Consider the following 17,838-nt stretch of genomic DNA (forward strand, 5'->3'; position numbering starts at 1 on the left):
CGGCCGTCTCGGCGCGGTGGGTCGTGAGCGGTTCGGTGGTGAGCGGGTCAGGCGTGCCGGGTGTGGCCGAAGAGGGCGGGGATGGTGCGGGTGTGGGCCTCACGGAGCTCGGTCAGCGGCAGCGAGAACTCGCCCTGGACATCGAGGGAGTCGCCGTCGATGACGCCGATCCGGGTGGCCGGCATGCCCCGGGCCTCGCACATCCCGGTGAAGCGGACCTCCTCGCTGCGCGGCACGGCCACAACGGCCCGGCCGGTGGATTCCGAGAAGAGGAAGGTGAAGGCGGGCAGGCCGTCGGGGACGACGATGCGGGCGCCCCGGCCGCCCTTGAGGCAGGACTCGACGAGCGCCTGGACCAGACCGCCGTCCGAGAGATCGTGGGCGGCGTCGATCATGCCGTCCCGGGAGGCGTTGATCAGGATCTCGGCGAGCAGCCGCTCCCGTTCCAGATCCACGGCCGGGGGCAGGCCGCCCAGGTGGCCGTGGACGACATCGGTCCAGGCGGAGCCGCCGAACTCCTCCCGGGTGTCGCCGAGGAGGTAGATCATCTGGCCGTCCTCGGCGAATGCCATCGGGGTGCGGCGGGCCACATCGTCGATGACGCCGAGGACGCCGACCACCGGGGTCGGGTGGATGCCCACGTCCCCCGTCTGGTTGTAGAGGGAGACATTGCCGCCGGCGACCGGGGTGCCCAGGGTCCGGCAGGCGTCGGCCAGGCCGCGGCACGCCTCCGCGAACTGCCACATCCCGGCCGGGTCCTCGGGCGAGGGGAAGTTGAGGCAGTCGGTCACGGCCAGCGGGCGGGCGCCGGTGGCGGCGACATTCCGGTATGCCTCGGCCAGGGCGAGCTGGGCGCCGGCGTACGGGTCGAGCTTGGCGTAGCGGCCGTTGCCGTCCGTGGCCAGCGCGACGCCCAGGCCGGTCTCCTCGTCGATGCGCAGCATGCCGGAGTCCTCCGGCTGGGCCAGCACCGTATTGCCGAGGACGTACTTGTCGTACTGGCTGGTGATCCAGGACTTGTCCGCCTGGTTCGGGGACGAGACCAGGGCCAGGACCTGCTCACGCAGCTCGTCCCCGGTACGCGGGCGCGCCAGGCGGTCCGGGGTGTCGGCCTGGAGGGCGTCCAGCCAGCCGGGGCGGGCCATGGGCCGGTGGTAGACCGGGCCGTCGTGGGCCACGGTGCGCGGCGGCACGTCCACGATCAGCTCGCCGTGCCAGTAGATCTCCAGCCGCTCGCCGTCCGTCACCTCACCGATGACGGTGGCGGTGACGTCCCACTTCTCGCAGATGGCGAGGAAGCGCTCCGCGTTCTCCGGGGTGACCACGGCGCACATGCGCTCCTGGGACTCGCTCATGAGGATTTCCTCGGGCGACAGGGTGTGGTCGCGCAGCGGCACGGTGGAGAGATCGACGCGCATGCCGCCGGTGCCGTTGGAGGCCAGCTCGCTGGTGGCGCAGGACAGCCCGGCCGCGCCGAGGTCCTGGATGCCGACGACCAGCTTCTCGGCGAAGGCCTCCAGGGTGCACTCGATGAGGAGCTTCTCCTGGAAGGGATCTCCGACCTGGACGGCGGGGCGCTTGCTGGGCTTGTCCGAGTCGAAGGTCTCCGAGGCCAGGATGGAGGCGCCGCCGATGCCGTCGCCGCCGGTGCGGGCGCCGTAGAGGATGACCTTGTTGCCCGCGCCGGACGCCTTGGCCAGATGGATGTCCTCATGCCGCATCACGCCCACGCACAGGGCGTTGACCAGCGGATTGCCCTGGTAGCAGGGGTCGAAGACGACCTCGCCGCCGATATTGGGCAGGCCCAGGCAGTTGCCGTAGCCGCCGATGCCGGCCACCACGCCGTGCACCACGCGGGCGGTGTCCGGGTGGTCGGCGGCGCCGAAGCGCAGCGGGTCCATCACGGCCACCGGGCGGGCGCCCATGGCGATGATGTCGCGGACGATGCCGCCGATGCCGGTGGCCGCGCCCTGGTAGGGCTCCACATAGGAGGGGTGGTTGTGGGACTCCACCTTGAAGGTGACGGCGTAGCCCTGGCCCACATCCACCACGCCGGCCTGCTCGCCGATGCCGACCAGCAGCGCGTCCGAGGCCGGGGCCTTGTCGCCGAACTGCTTCAGATGCACCTTGCTGGACTTGTAGGAGCAGTGCTCGGACCACATCACCGAGTACATGGCCAGCTCCGAGCCGGTGGGGCGGCGGCCCAGGATGGACCGGACCCGCCGGTACTCGTCCTCGGTCATGCCCAGCTCGCGGAACGGCTGCTGGACGTCCGGGGTGGCGGCGGCGTGCTTGACGGTGTCGAGGGGCGTGCGGGGGCTCATGCGGTGACCAGCTTCTTGAGTACCGAGGTGAAGAATCCGAGGCCGTCGGTGGTGGGCCCGGTCAGCGGCTCCACGGCGTGCTCCGGGTGCGGCATCAGGCCGACGACGTTGCCGGCGGCGTTGGTGACGCCGGCGATGTCCCGCCGGGAGCCGTTGGGGTTGACGTCCAGATAGCGGAAGACCACCCGGCCCTCGGCCTCAAGCTCGTCCAGGGTGCGCTCGTCGGCCACATAGCCGCCCTCGCCGTTCTTCAGCGGGACGGTGATCTCCTGGCCCCCGGCGTAGTCGGAGGTCCAGGCGGTGGCGGCGTTCTCCACCCGGAGTTTCTGGTCCCGGCAGATGAAGTGCAGATGGTCGTTGCGGGTGAGCGCGCCGGGCAGCAGATGCGATTCGCACAGCACCTGGAAGCCGTTGCAGATGCCGAGGACCGGCATTCCGGCCTTGGCCTGCTCGATGACCGTCTCCATCACCGGAGAGAAACGGGCGATGGCGCCGCAGCGCAGATAGTCGCCGTAGGAGAAACCGCCGGGAAGGATGACGGCGTCCACCTGATGGAGATTTGTGTCACGGTGCCAGAGCGGTACGGCTTCGCCCCCGGCAAGGCGTACCGCCCGTTGTGCGTCCCGGTCGTCGAGAGAACCGGGAAAGGTGACGACGCCGATACGGGTGGTCACGGGGCGACCCCCTCGGCCTTCGGCTCCGAAGCGGCTTCCGCGGCGTCCTCGACGCGGACGGTGAAGTTCTCGATCACGGTATTGGCGAGGAAGGTTTCCGCCATCTCACGGACGCGGGCGAGCACGGCCTCGTCGACCGGGCCCTCCACTTCCAGCTCGAACCGCTTGCCCTGCCGGACGTCGCTGATGCCCTGGTAGCCGAGGCGCGGGAGAGCCCGCTGCACCGCCTGGCCCTGGGGGTCGAGGATTTCCGGCTTGAGCATGACGTCGACTACGACGCGAGCCACTGGTACTCCCGGTGGTGTTGGGTGACGCTGCAGGGCAAGACTACCGGGCGAGAAATTCTACGCGAGTAGATTACCGGGGGAACGGCCGGACGACGGCCACGCGGTCACGTTCCGGTATCGGAGCCGGAAAGGACTGCGCGGAAACCGGAAAGCGCGTAGTGTTCCCGACTGCGGAGGCGCGGGAAGACAGTCGGACGGCACACGGCGGGTTTTCCCGTGGCCGGTACGCTTCCCCGCGCATTGCGGGGGAAGGTAGAAAGAATAAAGACCTGATCCCCAACCAGTGGACCGCGTCGCGTGTCACCCGGCGATGGCCGGCCGGGGAGACCGAGCGGTCATCGAAAGGACCGATATCCGTGGCTCAGAAGGTAGTGGTCACACTCTGGGACGACCTCGATGACGGAGAGGCGTCGGAAACGGTCACCTTCGGGCTCGACGGAAAGTCGTACGAGATTGACCTGAGCGAGAAGAACGCGCAGCAGCTCCGGTCCATCTTCGAGCCCTATCTCGCGGCGGCGCGCCGCCAGACCAAGACCGGCAAGGCGTTCCGCCGTACCGCGGTCGCCCCCGACCCCAAGGCCGTGCGGGCCTGGGCGGAGGCGAACGGCATGGAGGTACCGGCCCGCGGCCGGATTCCGCGCAAGGTTTACGAAGCCTTCAACGCGGCGCACTGAGGCGGCTGTTGACTCACGCCGGGATCCGCGGGGGCGGTCGCGGCGGCCGGCGCCCGGGCGGACGGCACCGGCCCGGGGACCGGTGCCGGGCCGGCCCCGCCCTGACTTGCCACTCCCCCGGGGTGATCGGCTAGAGTCTGGAGCACGCCGCGGGGCGGACCGGACGGAAGGCCGGGAAGTCCCGGGAGGCATGCGGGTGTAGCTCAGTAGCAGAGCGCCCCTTTTCCAAAGGGGAGGCGCAGTGTGCAATTCCTGTCACCCGCTCCAGTCGTCGCCATGGCGATGGCCGTCGCACCGGGCAATACCGCGCCATGGTTCATCATGGGCCAGGCTCCTGCCCCGGTGAGGACATGCGGACGTAGCTCAGTTGGTAGAGCGCAACCTTGCCAAGGTTGAGGTCGCCGGTTCGAGCCCGGTCGTCCGCTCCGCAGAAAGGGCCCGGTCCGCAGCGGACCGGGCCCTTTCGCGTTTCCCCGCACCGCCCCGCCCCGGCCCGGCCCGCTCCGCGTCCGGCCCCCCGCGTCTGACATTTGTCATCCCGGCCGGTGACAGCCGGCACTGCCGGGCCGGCGCCGGGCCCGGGATGCTGGAGGACATGAGCGAGCGGGTGATCGAGGTGACCGGGCTCCGCCGTCGCTACGGGGGACCGGGACCGGAGGGCTTCGAAGCCGTCCGGGGGATGGATTTCGAGGTGCGGCGCGGTGAGGTCTACGCGCTGCTGGGCACCAACGGCGCGGGCAAGACCTCCACGGTGGAGCTGCTGGAAGGGCTGGCCCCGCCCACCGCCGGACAGGTACGGGTGCTGGGCATGGACCCCTGCCGGGAGCGCGGCGCGGTACGCCCGCGGATCGGGATCATGCTCCAGGAGGGCGGCTTCCCGTCCGATCTGACGGTGGCCGAGACGGCCCGGATGTGGGCGGGCTGCACCACCGGCGCCCGGCCGGTGGCCGAGGCACTGGACCTGGTGGACCTGGGGCGGCGGGCGGCGGTGCGCGTCAAGCAGCTCTCCGGCGGTGAGCGGCGGCGGCTGGACCTGGCCATGGCGCTGCTCGGCCGGCCCGAGGTGCTGTTTCTGGACGAGCCGACCACCGGCCTGGACCCCCAGGCACGGCACCGCACCTGGGAGCTGGTGGCCGCGCTGCGGGAGGAGGGCACCACGGTGCTGATGACCACGCACTATCTGGAGGAGGCGGAGGCGCTGGCCGACCGGCTGGCGATCATGCGGGAGGGGCGGATCGTGCTCTCCGGCACACCGGCCGAGGTGACGGCGGCGCAGCCGTCGCGGATCCGGTTCCGGCTGCCGGAGGGGATGGCCCCGGCGGAGCTGCCGCTGGATCTGCCGGCCGCGGTGGAAGGGACGCGGGTGGAGATCCGCACCCGGGACCTTCAGGCCGACCTGACCCGGCTGCTGCTGTGGGCCCGGGACGCCGGGGCGGTGCTGGCGGGGCTGGACGCCAGTTCGGCATCCCTGGAGGAAACCTTCCTCCAGGTGGCCGACGGGCCGGCCGGCGCGGACGGCGCGGACGGCGCGCAGGGGACGGACGGCACGGGCGGCGACGGCCGGGTGGAACGGGTGACGGCGTGATGAGCGGATACAGCACGACCTCGGTGCTGCTCGGGGTGCCGATGCGCAAGGGGGCGGGGGCACGGATGCGCTCCCTGGCCAGGGCCGAGCTGACCCTGCTGGTGCGCAACCGCACCGCGCTGTTCACCGCCCTGCTGATGCCGCTGCTGATGGTGGCCGCCGGGTACTCCGTCTCCCAGGACATGGCGGACGACCTGGCCGAGGGCGGGCTGTCGGTGGGGATGACGGTGGCCAGCGGCGGGCTGGTGATGATCATGCTGCTGGTCGTCTACAGCAATCTCACCGCCGCCTATGCCGCCCGCCGCGAGGAGCGGGTGCTCAAGCGGCTGCGCACCGGCGAGCCGACGGACGGGGAGATCCTGGCCGGGATGGCGCTGCCCAGCGTGCTGCTGGCCCTGGCGCAGTGCGTGCTGCTGGTGACGGCCACGGCGCTGCTGATGGCGGACTCGGTGCCGCGGCAGCCGCTGCCGCTGGCGCTGGGGGCGCTGCTGGGCTGTGTGCTGATGGCCGTGGCCGCGGTGGTGACCGCCTCCTTCACCCGCAATGCGGAGAGCGCGCAGATCACCGCGGTGCCGCTGTTCCTGGTCTCGGCGGTGCCCGTCTATGTGCCGCTGGAGCTGCTGCCGGACACCCTGGCGGATGTGCTGCGGCTGCTGCCGCTGACGCCCTCCCTGGAGCTGATGCGCAGCGGCTGGTCCGGCGGCCTGGACGGCACCGAGCTGCTGCGGGCGCTGGGCCTGGCGGTGGTTCTGGACGGCGCTGGCGGTGTTTGCTGTACGCCGGTGGTTCCGCTGGGAGCCCCGGCAGTGAACCGGGGCGGCGGCGAGCGGAACGCGTGAGTACGGGATCAGCACGGGAGCGGTACGGGACCGGTCCGGCAGGGCAGGCCGGCGCCGGCGGAGCGGGAGAGGTACGAGTGAACGAGGAGCCGGGCCCTGCCCCCTGGGGCGCGGCGGCCGCCCCGGGCGCCTCCCGGCACACCACGGTGGGCCGGCTGCGCGGCCGGGTGGACCGGTACCGCCGGGCCAGCGGCTACGCCCGCTTCCACTACTACAGCCGCTGGGGCCTGTATCTGGCGGCCGCGGTGGAGCTGACCGTGCTGGGCCTGTGGGCGGCCAACCAGCGCAACGAGGCCACCCCCGGCTGGGCCGTCGTGCTGCTGATGCTGCTGGGCGCGGTGCATGCCACGGCCAATCTGCTGCTGATCCGCACCGGTCTGCGGCACTATCTGGGCCAGGAGCCCTTCCCGGCGCGGCTGCTGACCGGGTTCCTGGCGCTCACCCTGTTCGTGCTGCTGGTGCCGGCGCTGCTGGCCGGGACCGGCCGGATGCCGGCCGAGGAGGCGGCCCCGGTGTTCGTCTGGTTCGCCATGTTCGCCGCCTCGGTGACCCTGGTCCTGCCGATGCGCCGGGCGGTGCCGGTGATGGCCGGTGTCACGGGCACCGCCATCCTCACCGGGGCGCTCGCCGGGGTGGAGCGGACGGGGCTGCTGGGCATCCTGTTCGGCTGCCTGCTGGGCAATCTCTGCTTCTCCGCCACCTTCCGGCCCACCGCCTGGGGGCTGCGGGTGCTCGACGAGCTGCATGCCGGGCGGGAGAGCCGGGCCCGGCTGGCGGTGGCCGAGGAGCGGCTGCGGTTCGCCCGGGATCTGCACGATGTGCTGGGCCGTAACCTGTCGGTGATCGCGCTCAAGAGCGAGCTGGCCGCGCAGTTGTCGCGGCGGGGATCGGAGACGGCCGTGGACCAGATGGTGGAGGTGCAGCGGATCGCCCGGGAGTCGCAGCAGGAGCTGCACGCGGTGGTGCGCGGCTACCGGGAGGCGGATCTGGTCAATGAGCTGGCGGGGGCCCGCGGGGTGCTGGAGGCGGCGGGCATCCGCTGCCGGGTGGAGCAGCCGGCGCAGCCCGCGGAACTGTCGTTGCCGGTGCGGGCCACCCTGGGCTGGGTGGTGCGGGAGGGTGCCACCAATGTGCTGCGGCATGCCGCGGCCACCGAGTGCACGATCGTGCTGAGCAGCGCGGACGGCCGGGTGCGGCTGTCCCTGGAGAACGACGGCGCGGACCGCGGCCCGGAGGAGGGGCGGGGCGCCGGCTCCGGCCTGCCGGGGCTGCGGGAGCGGCTGACCGCGCTGGGCGGCGGGCTGACCGCGCAGCGGGTCGGCGAGGGCCGGTTCCGGCTGGCCGCCGAGGTGCCCGCCGGGGCGGACGCATGACGGGGGCGGCGGGGCCGGTGCGCATTCTGCTGGCCGATGACGAGCATCTGATCCGGGGGGCGCTGGCCGCGCTGCTGGGCCTGGAGGACGATCTGGTGGTGGTGGCGGAGGCGGCCTCCGGCACCGAGGCGCTGGCCATGGCCCGGGCGCACCGCCCCGAGGTGGCGGTGCTCGACCTCCAGATGCCGGGCGCGGACGGTGTGACGGTGGCCACACGGCTGCGGGCGGCGCTGCCGGACTGCCGGGTGCTGATCGTCACCGGGCACGGCCGCCCGGGGGATCTGAAGCGGGCGCTGGCGGCGGGGGTGCGCGGTTTTGTGCCGAAGACCGTCTCGGCGCGGCGGCTGGCCGAGATCATCCGCACCGTACATGCCGGAAACCGTTATGTGGACCCGGAGTTGGCGGCGGATGCGATCAGTGCCGGGGACTCGCCGCTGACCGACCGGGAGGCCGGGCTGCTGGAGCTGGCGGCGGACGGGGCGCCGATCGCGGAGATCGCCGAGCGGGCGCGGCTGGCGCCGGGGACGGTGCGGAACTATCTCTCGGCGGCGGCGGCCAAGCTGCATGCGGAGAACCGTCATGCGGCGGTGCGCATCGCCCGGGAAAAAGGTTGGCTATGATGGAGGAGCTTCACGCGGTACGCCACCCGGGAGACGGGTGACGGCCGCGCGAATCACTCCTGCGGACGTAGCTCAGTTGGTAGAGCGCAACCTTGCCAAGGTTGAGGTCGCCGGTTCGAGCCCGGTCGTCCGCTCGCTTCCGAAGAGGCCCGGTCGGTTCCGCCGACCGGGCCTCTTCGCCGTGCGGGGGCGCGGCGCGGCGTGGTGGGACGGGCGAGAGCCGGGGGCGGAGCAGACTGGTGACCTTCCGTGATCTCGCACGAAGGGAAGCGAACGCTCATGGCCGATATGCCGCCGGCCCCGCAGGTGTGGCCCTCGCTGCGGGCACATGACGCCAAGCGGCTGATCCAGTTCCTGGTGGAGGCGTTCGGCTTCCGCGAGGTGGTGGTCTTCGAGGAGGGCGACCATGTGGCGCATGCGCAGCTCGCCTGGCCGGAGGGCGGCGGCGTGATGCTGAGCTCGGCCAGGGAGGCCGGGCTGGAGGACGAGTGGCCCCTGAAGCCCGGCACCTTCGGCGCCTATGCGGTCACCGACCGGGTGGACGAGGTGTACCGGCGGGCCCGGGCGGCCGGCGCGCACATCGAGGTGGAGCCGCGCACCACCGACTACGGCGCACGCGAGTTCATCGCCCGGGACACCGAGGGCAACTACTGGAGCTTCGGCGACTACCGGGGCGCCCCCGTGCCCGGCCGGTGATCAGCCGCCGGCCGGGGTGAGCTGCGCGGCTATCAGGGTGGAGCCGAGCGGGTCGCGGAAGTGGAGGGAGCGGCTGTCCGGATCCCGGCGCTCGTTCCACACCGGGACGTCGTGGGATTTGAGCCGCCGGGCGACCGCGTCCAGATCGTCGGTGTAGAGCACCAGCAGGGGCTGGTCGCCGGTCTGGCGGCCGACCAGGGCGCGCTCGGCCTCCCCGGTGGCGGGCATCAGCCACAGGCCCGCCGGGTGCGGGCCGGGCAGGCCGATGTGGAGATAGCGGTAGCCGTCCACCGTGCGGTCGTGCAGCACCCGGAAGCCGAGGACGTCCCGGTAGAAGGCGAGCGGCGGCTCCGGGTCGTCGACCAGGACGACGGTGCGGCCGATGGAACTGAAGAACTGTTCTTCGGTCATGGGAACACCGTAGCGGCCGGGTCCGACAGTCCGTTCGATCGGTTGTTTCGATGAATCTCTATCTTGACAGCCGTCAATGCAACCGCCATCGTGGGTGCTGCATCGGCATTCATCAATACAACCGAAGGGATGCGGACATGAGCGAGCAGTCGCGGCCGGAGGAGCTGCGGGAGGACGTACGGCGGCACTACGCGGACGCCGCACTGGCGGTCACGCGGAACGCCGGGCGGGCATGCTGCGGCCCCCAGGGCACCGAGGCGGCGGCGGACGTGGCGGTGGACGAGGACTTCGGCTCGGCCCTGTACTCGGCCGACGAGCGGGGCGGGCTGCCCGCCGAAGCGGTCGCCGCCTCCCTGGGCTGCGGCAACCCGACCGCCGTCGCCGATCTGCACGAGGGCGAGCGGGTGCTGGACCTCGGCTCCGGCGGCGGCATCGACGTACTGCTCTCCGCCCGCCGGGTGGGCCCCACCGGCCGCGCCTACGGCCTGGACATGACGGACGAGATGCTCGCCCTGGCGCTGGCCAACGCCCGGAGGGCGGGCGCGGCCAATGTGGAGTTCCTCAAGGGCGTCATCGAGGCGATCCCGCTGCCCGCCGGCACGGTGGACGTGGTGATCTCCAACTGCGTCATCAATCTCTCCACCGACAAGCCGGCCGTGTTCGCCGAGATGTTCCGGGTGCTCGCCCCCGGCGGGCGCATCGGGGTGTCCGACATCGTCGCCGACGACGGGCTGAGCCCCGGGGAGCGGGCCGAGCGGGGCTCCTATGTGGGCTGCGTCGCCGGTGCGCTGACCTTCCAGGAGTACCGGGCCGGACTGGCCGCCGCCGGTTTCACCGGCATCTCGCTGACCCCCACCCACCAGGTGGCCGAGGGCATGCACTCGGTCGTCGTGCGCGCCACCAAGCCCGCCGGGACCACCGGGACCCACGACCCGGCCGAGACCGCCGGGGCGGCGGCCGTCGCATCCGGCGGCTGCTGCTGAGCCGTCAGTCCCAGGGCAGGCCGGTGAGCAGCCGGTAGGCCTCGGTGCAGCGGACCCGGGTGTGGGCCACCACCTCGCCCGGCAGCGGCGGCGGGGGCTGGTTGCCGTGCCGGTCCCAGCCGGCGAGCTGAGCCGCACAGGACCCACGCTCCGCGCCCACATCGCGCGCATGTACGATGCACGCTCCAATTGCAGGCGGCGCTCCGGGGGTTCGGCGTGCTGCCGGACTTTCCCTGGAGGACGGGTGCGCATACGTACCGCTGTCGTCGCTGTCTGTTCCGCACTGGCGGCCTTGGTGATCGGCATACCGCCGGCGCAGGCACAGACCGGAGATCTGCGGATCTACAACGTCACCTTCAACGGCGGGAACAAGTACATCACCGTCTCGGCGACAGGTGCTGTGACGGTGACCGCCACGCTGGCCGCGAGCGATGACGCCGGCATCGGGAAGGTGTTTATCGGGATGACCAGGGAGGGGCCCAACGGCGAGCTCTACGACGCACTCCACAAATATGCGACGTGCAAGGCCTGGAACGCGACGACGTCGACCTGCCGGTGGTCGGTCCCGCTGGATCCGAAGGAGTTCATGCGGAACCGCTCGGCCGGCATCTGGGAAGTGACGATCCAGGTGCAGACGGACAACGATCTCCTCAGCCATGACCCGTACCAGACGGTCCTGGTCCGGCGGAAGTCGGTGCTGTCCATCAATGCCACGCCGGAGCCGGTGACGAAAAACGCCCCGATCACCGTCACCGGCACGATCAAGCGGGCCGACTGGACGAAGAACACCTACGTCGCCAACAGCGGCGTGTCCGTGAAGCTCCAGTTCAAGAAGAGCGGCACCAGCACCTGGACGACCGTGAAGACGGTGAAGTCCTCCAGCACGGGTGCGCTGAGGACCACCGTCCCGGCCACCGCCGACGGCACCTGGCGCTGGCACTACTCCGGTTCCCTCACCACCGCGCCCTGGGGCTCGAACGGTGACTTCGTGGACGTCCGGTAGCCCGCCGGCCCGGCAGCCAACGCTGTTTCGATGAATCTCTTTCCCGACTCTCGTCGATACAGCGCGCAGAGTCGCATCCACGCGTCGCATCCACGCGTCCGGCGGCTGCTGCTGAGCCGTCAGTCCCAGGGCAGGCCGGTGAGCAGCCGGTAGGCCTCGGTGTAGCGGGCCCGGGTGTGGGCCACCACCTCGCCCGGCAGCGGCGGCGGGGGCTGGTTGCCGTGCCGGTCCCAGCCGGAGGCCGGGGAGGCCAGCCAGTCCCGGATGTACTGCTTGTCGTACGGCTTCTGGGGCCTTCCCGGCTGCCACTCGTCCAGCCGCCAGAACCGGGACGAGTCCGGGGTCAGCACCTCGTCGGCCAGCACCAGCCGGGGTGCCCCGCTCCCGCCGTCCCCGGTGCCGTCCTCCTCCCAGCCGAACTCGAACTTGGTGTCGGCCAGGATCAGGCCACGGTCCCGGGCGATGTCCCGGGCCCGGGTGTAGAGCGCCAGGGTGGTCTGCCGGAGCAGCGCGGCGGTCTCCGCGCCGACCCGGCGGGCCACCTCCTCGTGGCTGACGTTCTCGTCGTGGTCGCCCACCTCCGCCTTGGTGGCGGGCGTGAAGATGGCGGCGGGCAGTTCCGAGCCGTCCGTGAGCCCTTCCGGCAGGGCGAGCCCGCACACCGTGCGGTCCCGCCGGTACTCGGCCAGGCCCGAGCCGGTGAGATAGCCGCGGGCCACGCACTCCACCGGAATCATCCGCAGCGCCCGGCAGACCATCACCCGCCCGGCCCAGTCGGCGGGCGCGCCCGGCGGCACATCCGTGGAGAGCACATGGGCCGGCGCCAGATCGGCGAGCTGCTCGAACCACCACAGCGAGAGCCGGGTGAGGATGCGGCCCTTGTCCGGGATGCCGGTGGGCAGCACCCAGTCGTAGGCCGAGACCCGGTCGCTGGCGACCATGACCAGATTCCCGTCCCCGTCGCGGTAGAGATCGCGCACCTTGCCGGTGTGCACATGCTCCAGTCCGGGGACCTCGACGGGCTCGGGCTTCTCCACAAAACCGGGCACGATGGCTCCTCGCGCGTGAGCGGAAACGGACTGGGCGGACAAGAACCACCGAACCGATGAAACAGTTGAAGCAGATGAAACGAATGAAACGGAGGAACCATATATCCGGGCCATCCGGGTCATGCGGGTCATCCGGCCCATGCGGTGCGGTGACCCTCCATTCGACCACAGCCGGCCCTCGCCGGGCCGCCCGGGGTCACCCGGACGGGCCCCGCCCGCCGATCCGGTCGAAGAGGCTGGCGGTGGCGCGCTGGACGCGCGGATCGGCGCGGCCGGCCCGGTCCAGGGCCGGGCACCAGCCCGAGGTCCCGGCGGCGAACACCCAGGCACCGCTGGGCGCCTGATACAGCGAGGTCTCCTGGTGACGCCGCGCCCCCGCCCCGTCCCGGTACGGCGAGTGCGCCAGCAGGATGCGGCTGCGGTACTCCGGCAGCGGGGTGCGCGGGAAATAGCGGTCCGCCGCCTCGGCCACCACACCGGGCAGTTCCTCGCCCTCGGCCGCGCCGCTCGCCGCCCACAGCCAGTGCCCGGCGTTGCGCACCACCAGCGGGTGCGGCTCCGGCACCGGCCCGCCGTACTGCACGCCCAGCAGCCGCTGCTCCGGATCGCCCTGTTCCCGCCACAGCACCGGGCGGCCGGGGCCGCGGCGCTTGCGGCAGGTCAGCAGCCGGTCCGCGTCCCCGGTGGGCAGCGCGGCCAGCTCCGCCCGCCAGTACATGGCGTGGGCGGAGAGGAAGACCAGCGAGACGCCCGCGTCCCGGGCCGCCGCCACCGTCCGGCGCATCGGCGCCGTCCAGTACGGGTCCGGACCCGGGAAGACCAGCGCCCGGTGGCGGGCCGGATCGATCCGGCCGGCGTGCAGATCACGGGCGGTGGCATAGCCGAGGTCGTAGCCGTGGCGCTCGGCCCAGCGGATCAGGTCGTGGCACTGCCCCAGATGCGGCGGCAGCCCGTCGCCCGCGTAGGGGCGGTCGAAGCAGACGGTGCCCGCGGCCTCGTCCTCGTCCAGCAGCCCGCCCTGCCCGTCCCAGGCGCGATGCAGGCCGGCGCCGGTGCGCCCGTCGTCCGGGAAGAGGTTGTAGGCCTGCCAGGTGAGGTCGGGCAGCACCAGCAGCAGCGCGGCCGGGCGGGCGTCCCGCACGGTGAACGGGATGTGCGAGCGGTAGGCGCCGTCCGCGGTGGTGAGCTCCGCGAGATAGGCGCCGGGCGGCCAGTCGGCGGGCACCGGCAGCCGCCAGGAGCACCACCAGTGATGGCAGGAGACGGTGCGGCCCACCACCAGCGGATCGGGCTGCCGGGTGCCCTTCAGCACCGGGCCGGTGACGAACCGCCGGCTGCCCGCGCCCGCGTAGTGGCCGATCCGGTGGACGGTGACGGTGAACGGGCCGGGCGGGTCGACGCTGATCCGGAAGTCCAGCATCCCGCCGGGCACGGCGCAGCCGCCGGGCACAAAGCCCTTGATCTGGCCGTTCCTGTCGTCGGCGGGGCGCGGGCCGGCTTCCGGCGCCCGGCCCCACGGCTCCAGGACCGGTGGCCGGTTCTGCTCGGTTCCCTCCACCGCCGCTCCCCCTTCGTCCGCTCGGCGCGACCGCGCCGGAACAGCACATCACATACGGCGAGCGGTCCGTCACCGGTCGCCGGGCAATGGCCGGATCAGCCCAGCCGGGCGAAGGCGTCGCCGCGCACCCCGGCGTCGGCCAGCCAGGCCAGCAGCGGGCCGGAATCACCGCTGTCCACCAGCGCCTGCACCGGCTCGACCAGGTCCGGGCGGCGTTCGCCGTCGGTCAGCAGCACCGGGCCGTCCAGCCAGTCCAGGCCGGCCCGGGCGCCGGTGGCGTCGGCGGTGGCGCGGCAGACGGCCGCCGCGATGTGCTCCACCAGCAGTTCCCGGCCGGTACGGGGCGGCTGCGCCGGAAAGCCGCGGTGGACCAGGACGGCGGCGGGGCCCTCCGGGCCGCCCGGCACGCCCTGCGGCCGGGCGGCGCGGGCGGTCTCGGCCACCACCCGGGCGGCCAGCACGTCGGCGGCCTCCGGGCCGCCGGCCCTGACGCCCACCCCGGCGCCCGGGCCGGCGGCGCCGGGACCCGCGGAGCCGACGGACGCGGAATCGCCCGCCAGCCGCCGCAGCAGCGCCGTCAGGGTGGCGGCGGCCGGGCCGCCGCCGCGCCCGGACGACGAGGACGGCCCCGGGGCGCCGTCCGCCTCCGCGCCGGAAACGCCCAGCGCCGCGGCCAGCCGGCCGGCCCGCTCCCGCCAGATCCGGTCCACCACCTCCGCCGGATAGGCGGGCCACTCCACCGGCAGCAGCTCCGCCCCGCCGGGCGGCGACGGGGCGAACAGCCGGGCGGCCAGCAGCGAGACCTCCCGGTCCACCGCACCCGGATCGGCCAGCAGCTCGCTGGCGGACCGCTCGGCGAGCCGTCCGGCGAAGCCCTCGGCCAGCCGGTCCCGGCGGGAGAGCTCGGTGAGGGCCGCCACCACGCCCTCGTTCAGCAGCACCGGGCGCCGCCCGGCCCGCCAGGCCGGGGAGGCGACCCTGGTGAGCAGCCGGTCCCAGCCCGCATAGGCCAGGCCCACCTGCTCCTGCACGGCCGGCCGCGGCCCCGGGTCGAAGCGCTGGGCATGCGCCGAGGCGGCGGCGGCCACCCCGCGCTCCATCTCGGCGGCGTGCCGGGCGGCGGCCCGCAGCATCAGCCGGGCCAGCCGGGCGGTGCAGCACAGCAGCGGCCGACGCGGGCCGCCGGCCGCCGCGGCGGCGTCCAGGCCGCGGACGCAGCGCCGGGCGGCGGCGATGTCCGGATGGGCGGAGGGGGCGGTACCGGCCACCACGGGCGCCAGCAGCGCGCGCAGTTCCGAGACCCGCATCCACCACAGGAAGGGCGAGCCGATGACCAGCACCGGCCCGGGGGCCGGCGGTGGCGGCTCGCCGTCGTCGTACCGGGCGCCGGGCCGGGCCCGGCGGGCGGCCGGCCGGCGCCGGTGGGCGGGCTCCTCCAGCCAGCTGTCGCAGTCCGGGGTGAGCGCGATGCCGCCCGGCGGTGGCACGCCCAGCCGCGCGGCCAGTTCCCGTATCAGGCCGTGCAGAGCGGGCCCGGACTCCTCCGGCACGGCGACGGTCGGGGTCACCGGGGGGCGGGCCCGGACGATCACCGAGGCGATCGCCACCGCCAGGGCGGACAGCACGCCCGCCGCCACCAGCACCGTCCAGCGCAGCGGCGTCCAGCCGCCGGGCAGGCGGCCGGTGGCCTGCGCGGTGAGCACCACCGCGGCCACCGCCGCCGGGAGCAGCGCGACGGCCACCGCGGTGTTCCGCACCCGCAGAACGGCCAGCGCATGGTCCCGCGCGGAGCGTGCGCCTCTCTGCTGCGCCATGCCTGCCTCCGCTTTCCGTCCGGGTTCCGTGCGGCGCCGCGGGGCCGGCCCGTGTCCGGGCGGCCGGCGCGGGCCTGCTGCGGTCCGCCGGTCCGGTCCTGTGCCCGGCCCGACCGGCCGGTTCCTCCGTCTTCCGAAGGAACACGACCGGGCGCGCGCCGGTGCACGCCCCGCCTTCTCCCCCACTGTGACATCGGACCCCGACATCGCAATGCGCGGAGGTCCGATCGCGCCGCACCCTAAGCCGGAGCATGCCTGTGCGTCAGCGGTACCGGGCAGGCGTCACCCGATGGTGGGGCTCTGGGCAGAGGACAGTGGGGAACATGTCGGGATGCAGACCGATTACGGCAGGTACGACGGATACGGCAGGTATGGCAGGTATGGCAGGTACGACGGACAGGAGGCCTACGGGAGTTATGGCGGCTTCGCCGTCGTTCGGCGGGCTTCACCGGCGCCCGGCGGGAGAACCGCGGCGCGCCGCCGGCGGGAGGGAGACGTCAGCCGGCGGCCTTGGCGGCGATGTCGGTGCGGTGGTGGGAGCCGGCCAGCCGGATGCGGGCGACCGCCCGGTAGGCGCGGTCCCGGGCCTCGGCGATCCCGTCGCCGACCGCGGTGACCGACAGCACCCGGCCGCCCGCGCTGACCACCCGTCCGTCCTCGTCCAGCCGGGTGCCGGCGTGCAGCACATAGGCGTCCGGTGCGTCCCGTCCGGCCACCTCGTCCAGGCCCTCCACCGGGTCGCCGGTGCGCGGCTTGGCCGGATAGCCCTCGGAGGCGATCACCACGGTGACCGCCGCGCCGTCCGCCCAGCGCAGCGGCGGCAGATCGGCCAGGGTGCCGGTGGCCGCGGCGTGCAGGACGCCGGCCAGCGGGGTGCGCAGCCGGGCCAGCACCGCCTGGGTCTCCGGGTCGCCGAAGCGGGCGTTGAACTCCACCACCCGCACGCCGCGCGAGGTGAGGGCCAGGCCCGCGTAGAGCAGGCCGGAGAACGGGGTGCCGCGGCGGCGCATCTCGTCCACGGTCGGCCGCAGCACGGTGGCCAGCACCTCGTCCACCAGCCCGGGGTCGGCCCAGGGCAGCGGCGAGTAGGCCCCCATGCCGCCGGTGTTGGGGCCGGCGTCGTTGTCGTAGGCGCGCTTGAAGTCCTGCGCGGGCTGGAGCGGGACCACGGCGGTGCCGTCGGTCAGCGCGAACAGGGAGACCTCGGGCCCGTCCAGGAACTCCTCGATCACCACCTGGTCGCACGCCCGGGCATGGGCCAGGGCGGCCTCCCGGTCCTCGGTGACCACCACGCCCTTGCCGGCCGCCAGGCCGTCGTCCTTGACCACATAGGGCGGGCCGAACGCGTCCAGCGCCTCCGCCGCCTGTGCCTCGGTGGTGCAGACGTGGGAACGCGCGGTGGGCACCCCGGCGGCGGCCATGATCTCCTTGGCGAACGCCTTGGAGCCCTCCAGCCGCGCGGCCCGCGCGGAGGGGCCGAAGACCGGCACGCCGGCCGCCCGGACCGCGTCCGCCACCCCGGCCACCAGCGGCGCCTCCGGACCGATGACCACCAGGTCGGCGGCCACCGCGGTGGCGAGCGCGGACACCGCGGCCCCGTCCCCGGCGTCCACCGGGTGGCAGGTGGCCACCGCGGCGATACCGGCGTTGCCGGGGGCGCAGTGCAGGGCCGTGACCTGGGGGTCACGGGACAGGGCGTGGCACAGGGCGTGTTCGCGGGCTCCGCCGCCGATGACAAGGACCTTCACGCGCAGCACCCTATCCCGCGGCGTCCCCGCGGCCTCCCTGCGGCATCCTGGCGGCCCGCGTGGCCGGCCTGGCCCGCCGGCCGGCGTGGCCGCGTGGCCCGCGTGGCCCGCGCCGCGGCCGGAGGGCCCCGCGCGGACGCGGGCGTTTGGGGACGCGGCGGTCGGCGCGCTATATCTGATCGGGCGCTCCATGGAGCGGA

17 protein-coding genes and 3 tRNA genes are annotated in these 17,838 nt (G+C 73.5%); 11 read left to right on the forward strand and 9 right to left on the reverse strand.

Going from position 1 to position 17,838, the window contains the following annotated elements; genetic code table 11:
• Nucleotides 1-47: 47 nt before the first annotated feature.
• The 3 genes from purL to purS are packed head-to-tail and all read right to left on the reverse strand — an operon-like array spanning nucleotide 48 to nucleotide 3,285.
• Complete coding sequence (gene purL, locus BM242_RS18600; protein WP_093840002.1) at nucleotides 48-2,324, reverse strand: phosphoribosylformylglycinamidine synthase subunit PurL; 2,277 nt, start codon at nucleotides 2,322-2,324, stop codon at nucleotides 48-50.
• The gene (purQ, locus tag BM242_RS18605; protein WP_093840003.1) at nucleotides 2,321-2,998 is read right to left on the reverse strand and encodes a phosphoribosylformylglycinamidine synthase subunit PurQ; all 678 of its coding nucleotides are present in this window, start codon (nucleotides 2,996-2,998) and stop codon (nucleotides 2,321-2,323) included. The genes purL and purQ overlap by 4 nt, the downstream gene beginning before the upstream one ends.
• Nucleotides 2,995-3,285, reverse strand: a complete 291-nt coding sequence (gene purS / locus BM242_RS18610) for a phosphoribosylformylglycinamidine synthase subunit PurS (protein ID WP_093840004.1) — start codon at nucleotides 3,283-3,285, stop codon at nucleotides 2,995-2,997. The genes purQ and purS overlap by 4 nt, the downstream gene beginning before the upstream one ends.
• Nucleotides 3,286-3,641: 356 nt before the next feature.
• Between purS and BM242_RS18615 the strand changes: the two genes are divergently transcribed.
• From BM242_RS18615 to BM242_RS18655, 9 genes are all read left to right on the forward strand, one after another.
• Complete coding sequence (locus BM242_RS18615; protein WP_093840005.1) at nucleotides 3,642-3,959, forward strand: histone-like nucleoid-structuring protein Lsr2; 318 nt, start codon at nucleotides 3,642-3,644, stop codon at nucleotides 3,957-3,959.
• Between the two features lie 192 nt (nucleotides 3,960-4,151).
• A tRNA-Gly gene (locus BM242_RS18620) sits at nucleotides 4,152-4,226 on the forward strand.
• 85 nt (nucleotides 4,227-4,311) lie between these two features.
• Nucleotides 4,312-4,384: transfer RNA gene (locus tag BM242_RS18625), tRNA-Gly, on the forward strand.
• 170 nt (nucleotides 4,385-4,554) lie between these two features.
• Nucleotides 4,555-5,544, forward strand: a complete 990-nt coding sequence (locus tag BM242_RS18630; RefSeq protein ID WP_175541480.1) for an ABC transporter ATP-binding protein — start codon at nucleotides 4,555-4,557, stop codon at nucleotides 5,542-5,544.
• Nucleotides 5,544-6,383, forward strand: coding sequence for an ABC transporter permease (locus BM242_RS18635; protein ID WP_342746980.1), 840 nt, complete (start codon nucleotides 5,544-5,546; stop codon nucleotides 6,381-6,383). Before BM242_RS18630 ends, BM242_RS18635 begins: the two co-directional genes overlap by 1 nt.
• 77 nt (nucleotides 6,384-6,460) lie before the next feature.
• Entirely contained in the window at nucleotides 6,461-7,756 is a 1,296-nt protein-coding gene (locus BM242_RS18640; protein ID WP_245834263.1) for a sensor histidine kinase, read from the forward strand.
• Nucleotides 7,753-8,376, forward strand: coding sequence for a response regulator transcription factor (locus BM242_RS18645; RefSeq protein ID WP_093840007.1), 624 nt, complete (start codon nucleotides 7,753-7,755; stop codon nucleotides 8,374-8,376). The genes BM242_RS18640 and BM242_RS18645 overlap by 4 nt, the downstream gene beginning before the upstream one ends.
• A gap of 61 nt (nucleotides 8,377-8,437) precedes the next feature.
• Nucleotides 8,438-8,510 (forward strand) — tRNA-Gly (locus BM242_RS18650).
• A gap of 145 nt (nucleotides 8,511-8,655) precedes the next feature.
• Complete coding sequence (locus BM242_RS18655; RefSeq protein WP_093840008.1) at nucleotides 8,656-9,072, forward strand: VOC family protein; 417 nt, start codon at nucleotides 8,656-8,658, stop codon at nucleotides 9,070-9,072.
• On the opposite strand, the gene BM242_RS18660 is transcribed toward BM242_RS18655, so the two are convergent.
• On the reverse strand, nucleotides 9,073-9,483 hold the full coding sequence (locus BM242_RS18660; RefSeq protein ID WP_093840009.1) for a VOC family protein: 411 nt from the start codon (nucleotides 9,481-9,483) through the stop codon (nucleotides 9,073-9,075).
• A 137-nt stretch (nucleotides 9,484-9,620) separates the two neighbouring features.
• Between BM242_RS18660 and arsM the strand changes: the two genes are divergently transcribed.
• A complete protein-coding gene (arsM, locus tag BM242_RS18665; protein ID WP_093840010.1) occupies nucleotides 9,621-10,466 on the forward strand; it encodes an arsenite methyltransferase in 846 nt (281 codons plus the stop codon).
• 4 nt (nucleotides 10,467-10,470) lie between these two features.
• Here the strand turns inward: arsM and BM242_RS29530 are convergent, their stop codons facing one another.
• Entirely contained in the window at nucleotides 10,471-10,626 is a 156-nt protein-coding gene (locus tag BM242_RS29530; protein WP_175541481.1) for a hypothetical protein, read from the reverse strand.
• Between the two features lie 84 nt (nucleotides 10,627-10,710).
• On the opposite strand from BM242_RS29530, the gene BM242_RS18670 reads away from it, so the two are divergent.
• Complete coding sequence (locus tag BM242_RS18670; RefSeq protein WP_139238369.1) at nucleotides 10,711-11,469, forward strand: calcium-binding protein; 759 nt, start codon at nucleotides 10,711-10,713, stop codon at nucleotides 11,467-11,469.
• Nucleotides 11,470-11,588: 119 nt separating this feature from the next.
• On the opposite strand, the gene BM242_RS18675 is transcribed toward BM242_RS18670, so the two are convergent.
• The 4 genes from BM242_RS18675 to purD all read right to left on the reverse strand — a co-directional run bounded on the left by BM242_RS18675 (nucleotide 11,589) and on the right by purD (nucleotide 17,638).
• Nucleotides 11,589-12,518, reverse strand: a complete 930-nt coding sequence (locus BM242_RS18675) for a phosphoribosylaminoimidazolesuccinocarboxamide synthase (protein ID WP_093840012.1) — start codon at nucleotides 12,516-12,518, stop codon at nucleotides 11,589-11,591.
• A 196-nt stretch (nucleotides 12,519-12,714) separates the two neighbouring features.
• Entirely contained in the window at nucleotides 12,715-14,076 is a 1,362-nt protein-coding gene (locus tag BM242_RS18680) for a N,N-dimethylformamidase beta subunit family domain-containing protein (protein ID WP_093840013.1), read from the reverse strand.
• 95 nt (nucleotides 14,077-14,171) lie between these two features.
• The gene (locus BM242_RS18685; protein WP_093840014.1) at nucleotides 14,172-15,890 is read right to left on the reverse strand and encodes a M48 family metalloprotease; all 1,719 of its coding nucleotides are present in this window, start codon (nucleotides 15,888-15,890) and stop codon (nucleotides 14,172-14,174) included.
• Between the two features lie 497 nt (nucleotides 15,891-16,387).
• A complete protein-coding gene (purD, locus tag BM242_RS18690) occupies nucleotides 16,388-17,638 on the reverse strand; it encodes a phosphoribosylamine--glycine ligase (RefSeq protein ID WP_093840089.1) in 1,251 nt (416 codons plus the stop codon).
• Nucleotides 17,639-17,838: the final 200 nt, after the last annotated feature.

This window comes from Streptomyces aidingensis, assembly GCF_900112355.1.
Classification (GTDB): domain Bacteria; phylum Actinomycetota; class Actinomycetes; order Streptomycetales; family Streptomycetaceae; genus Streptomyces; species Streptomyces aidingensis.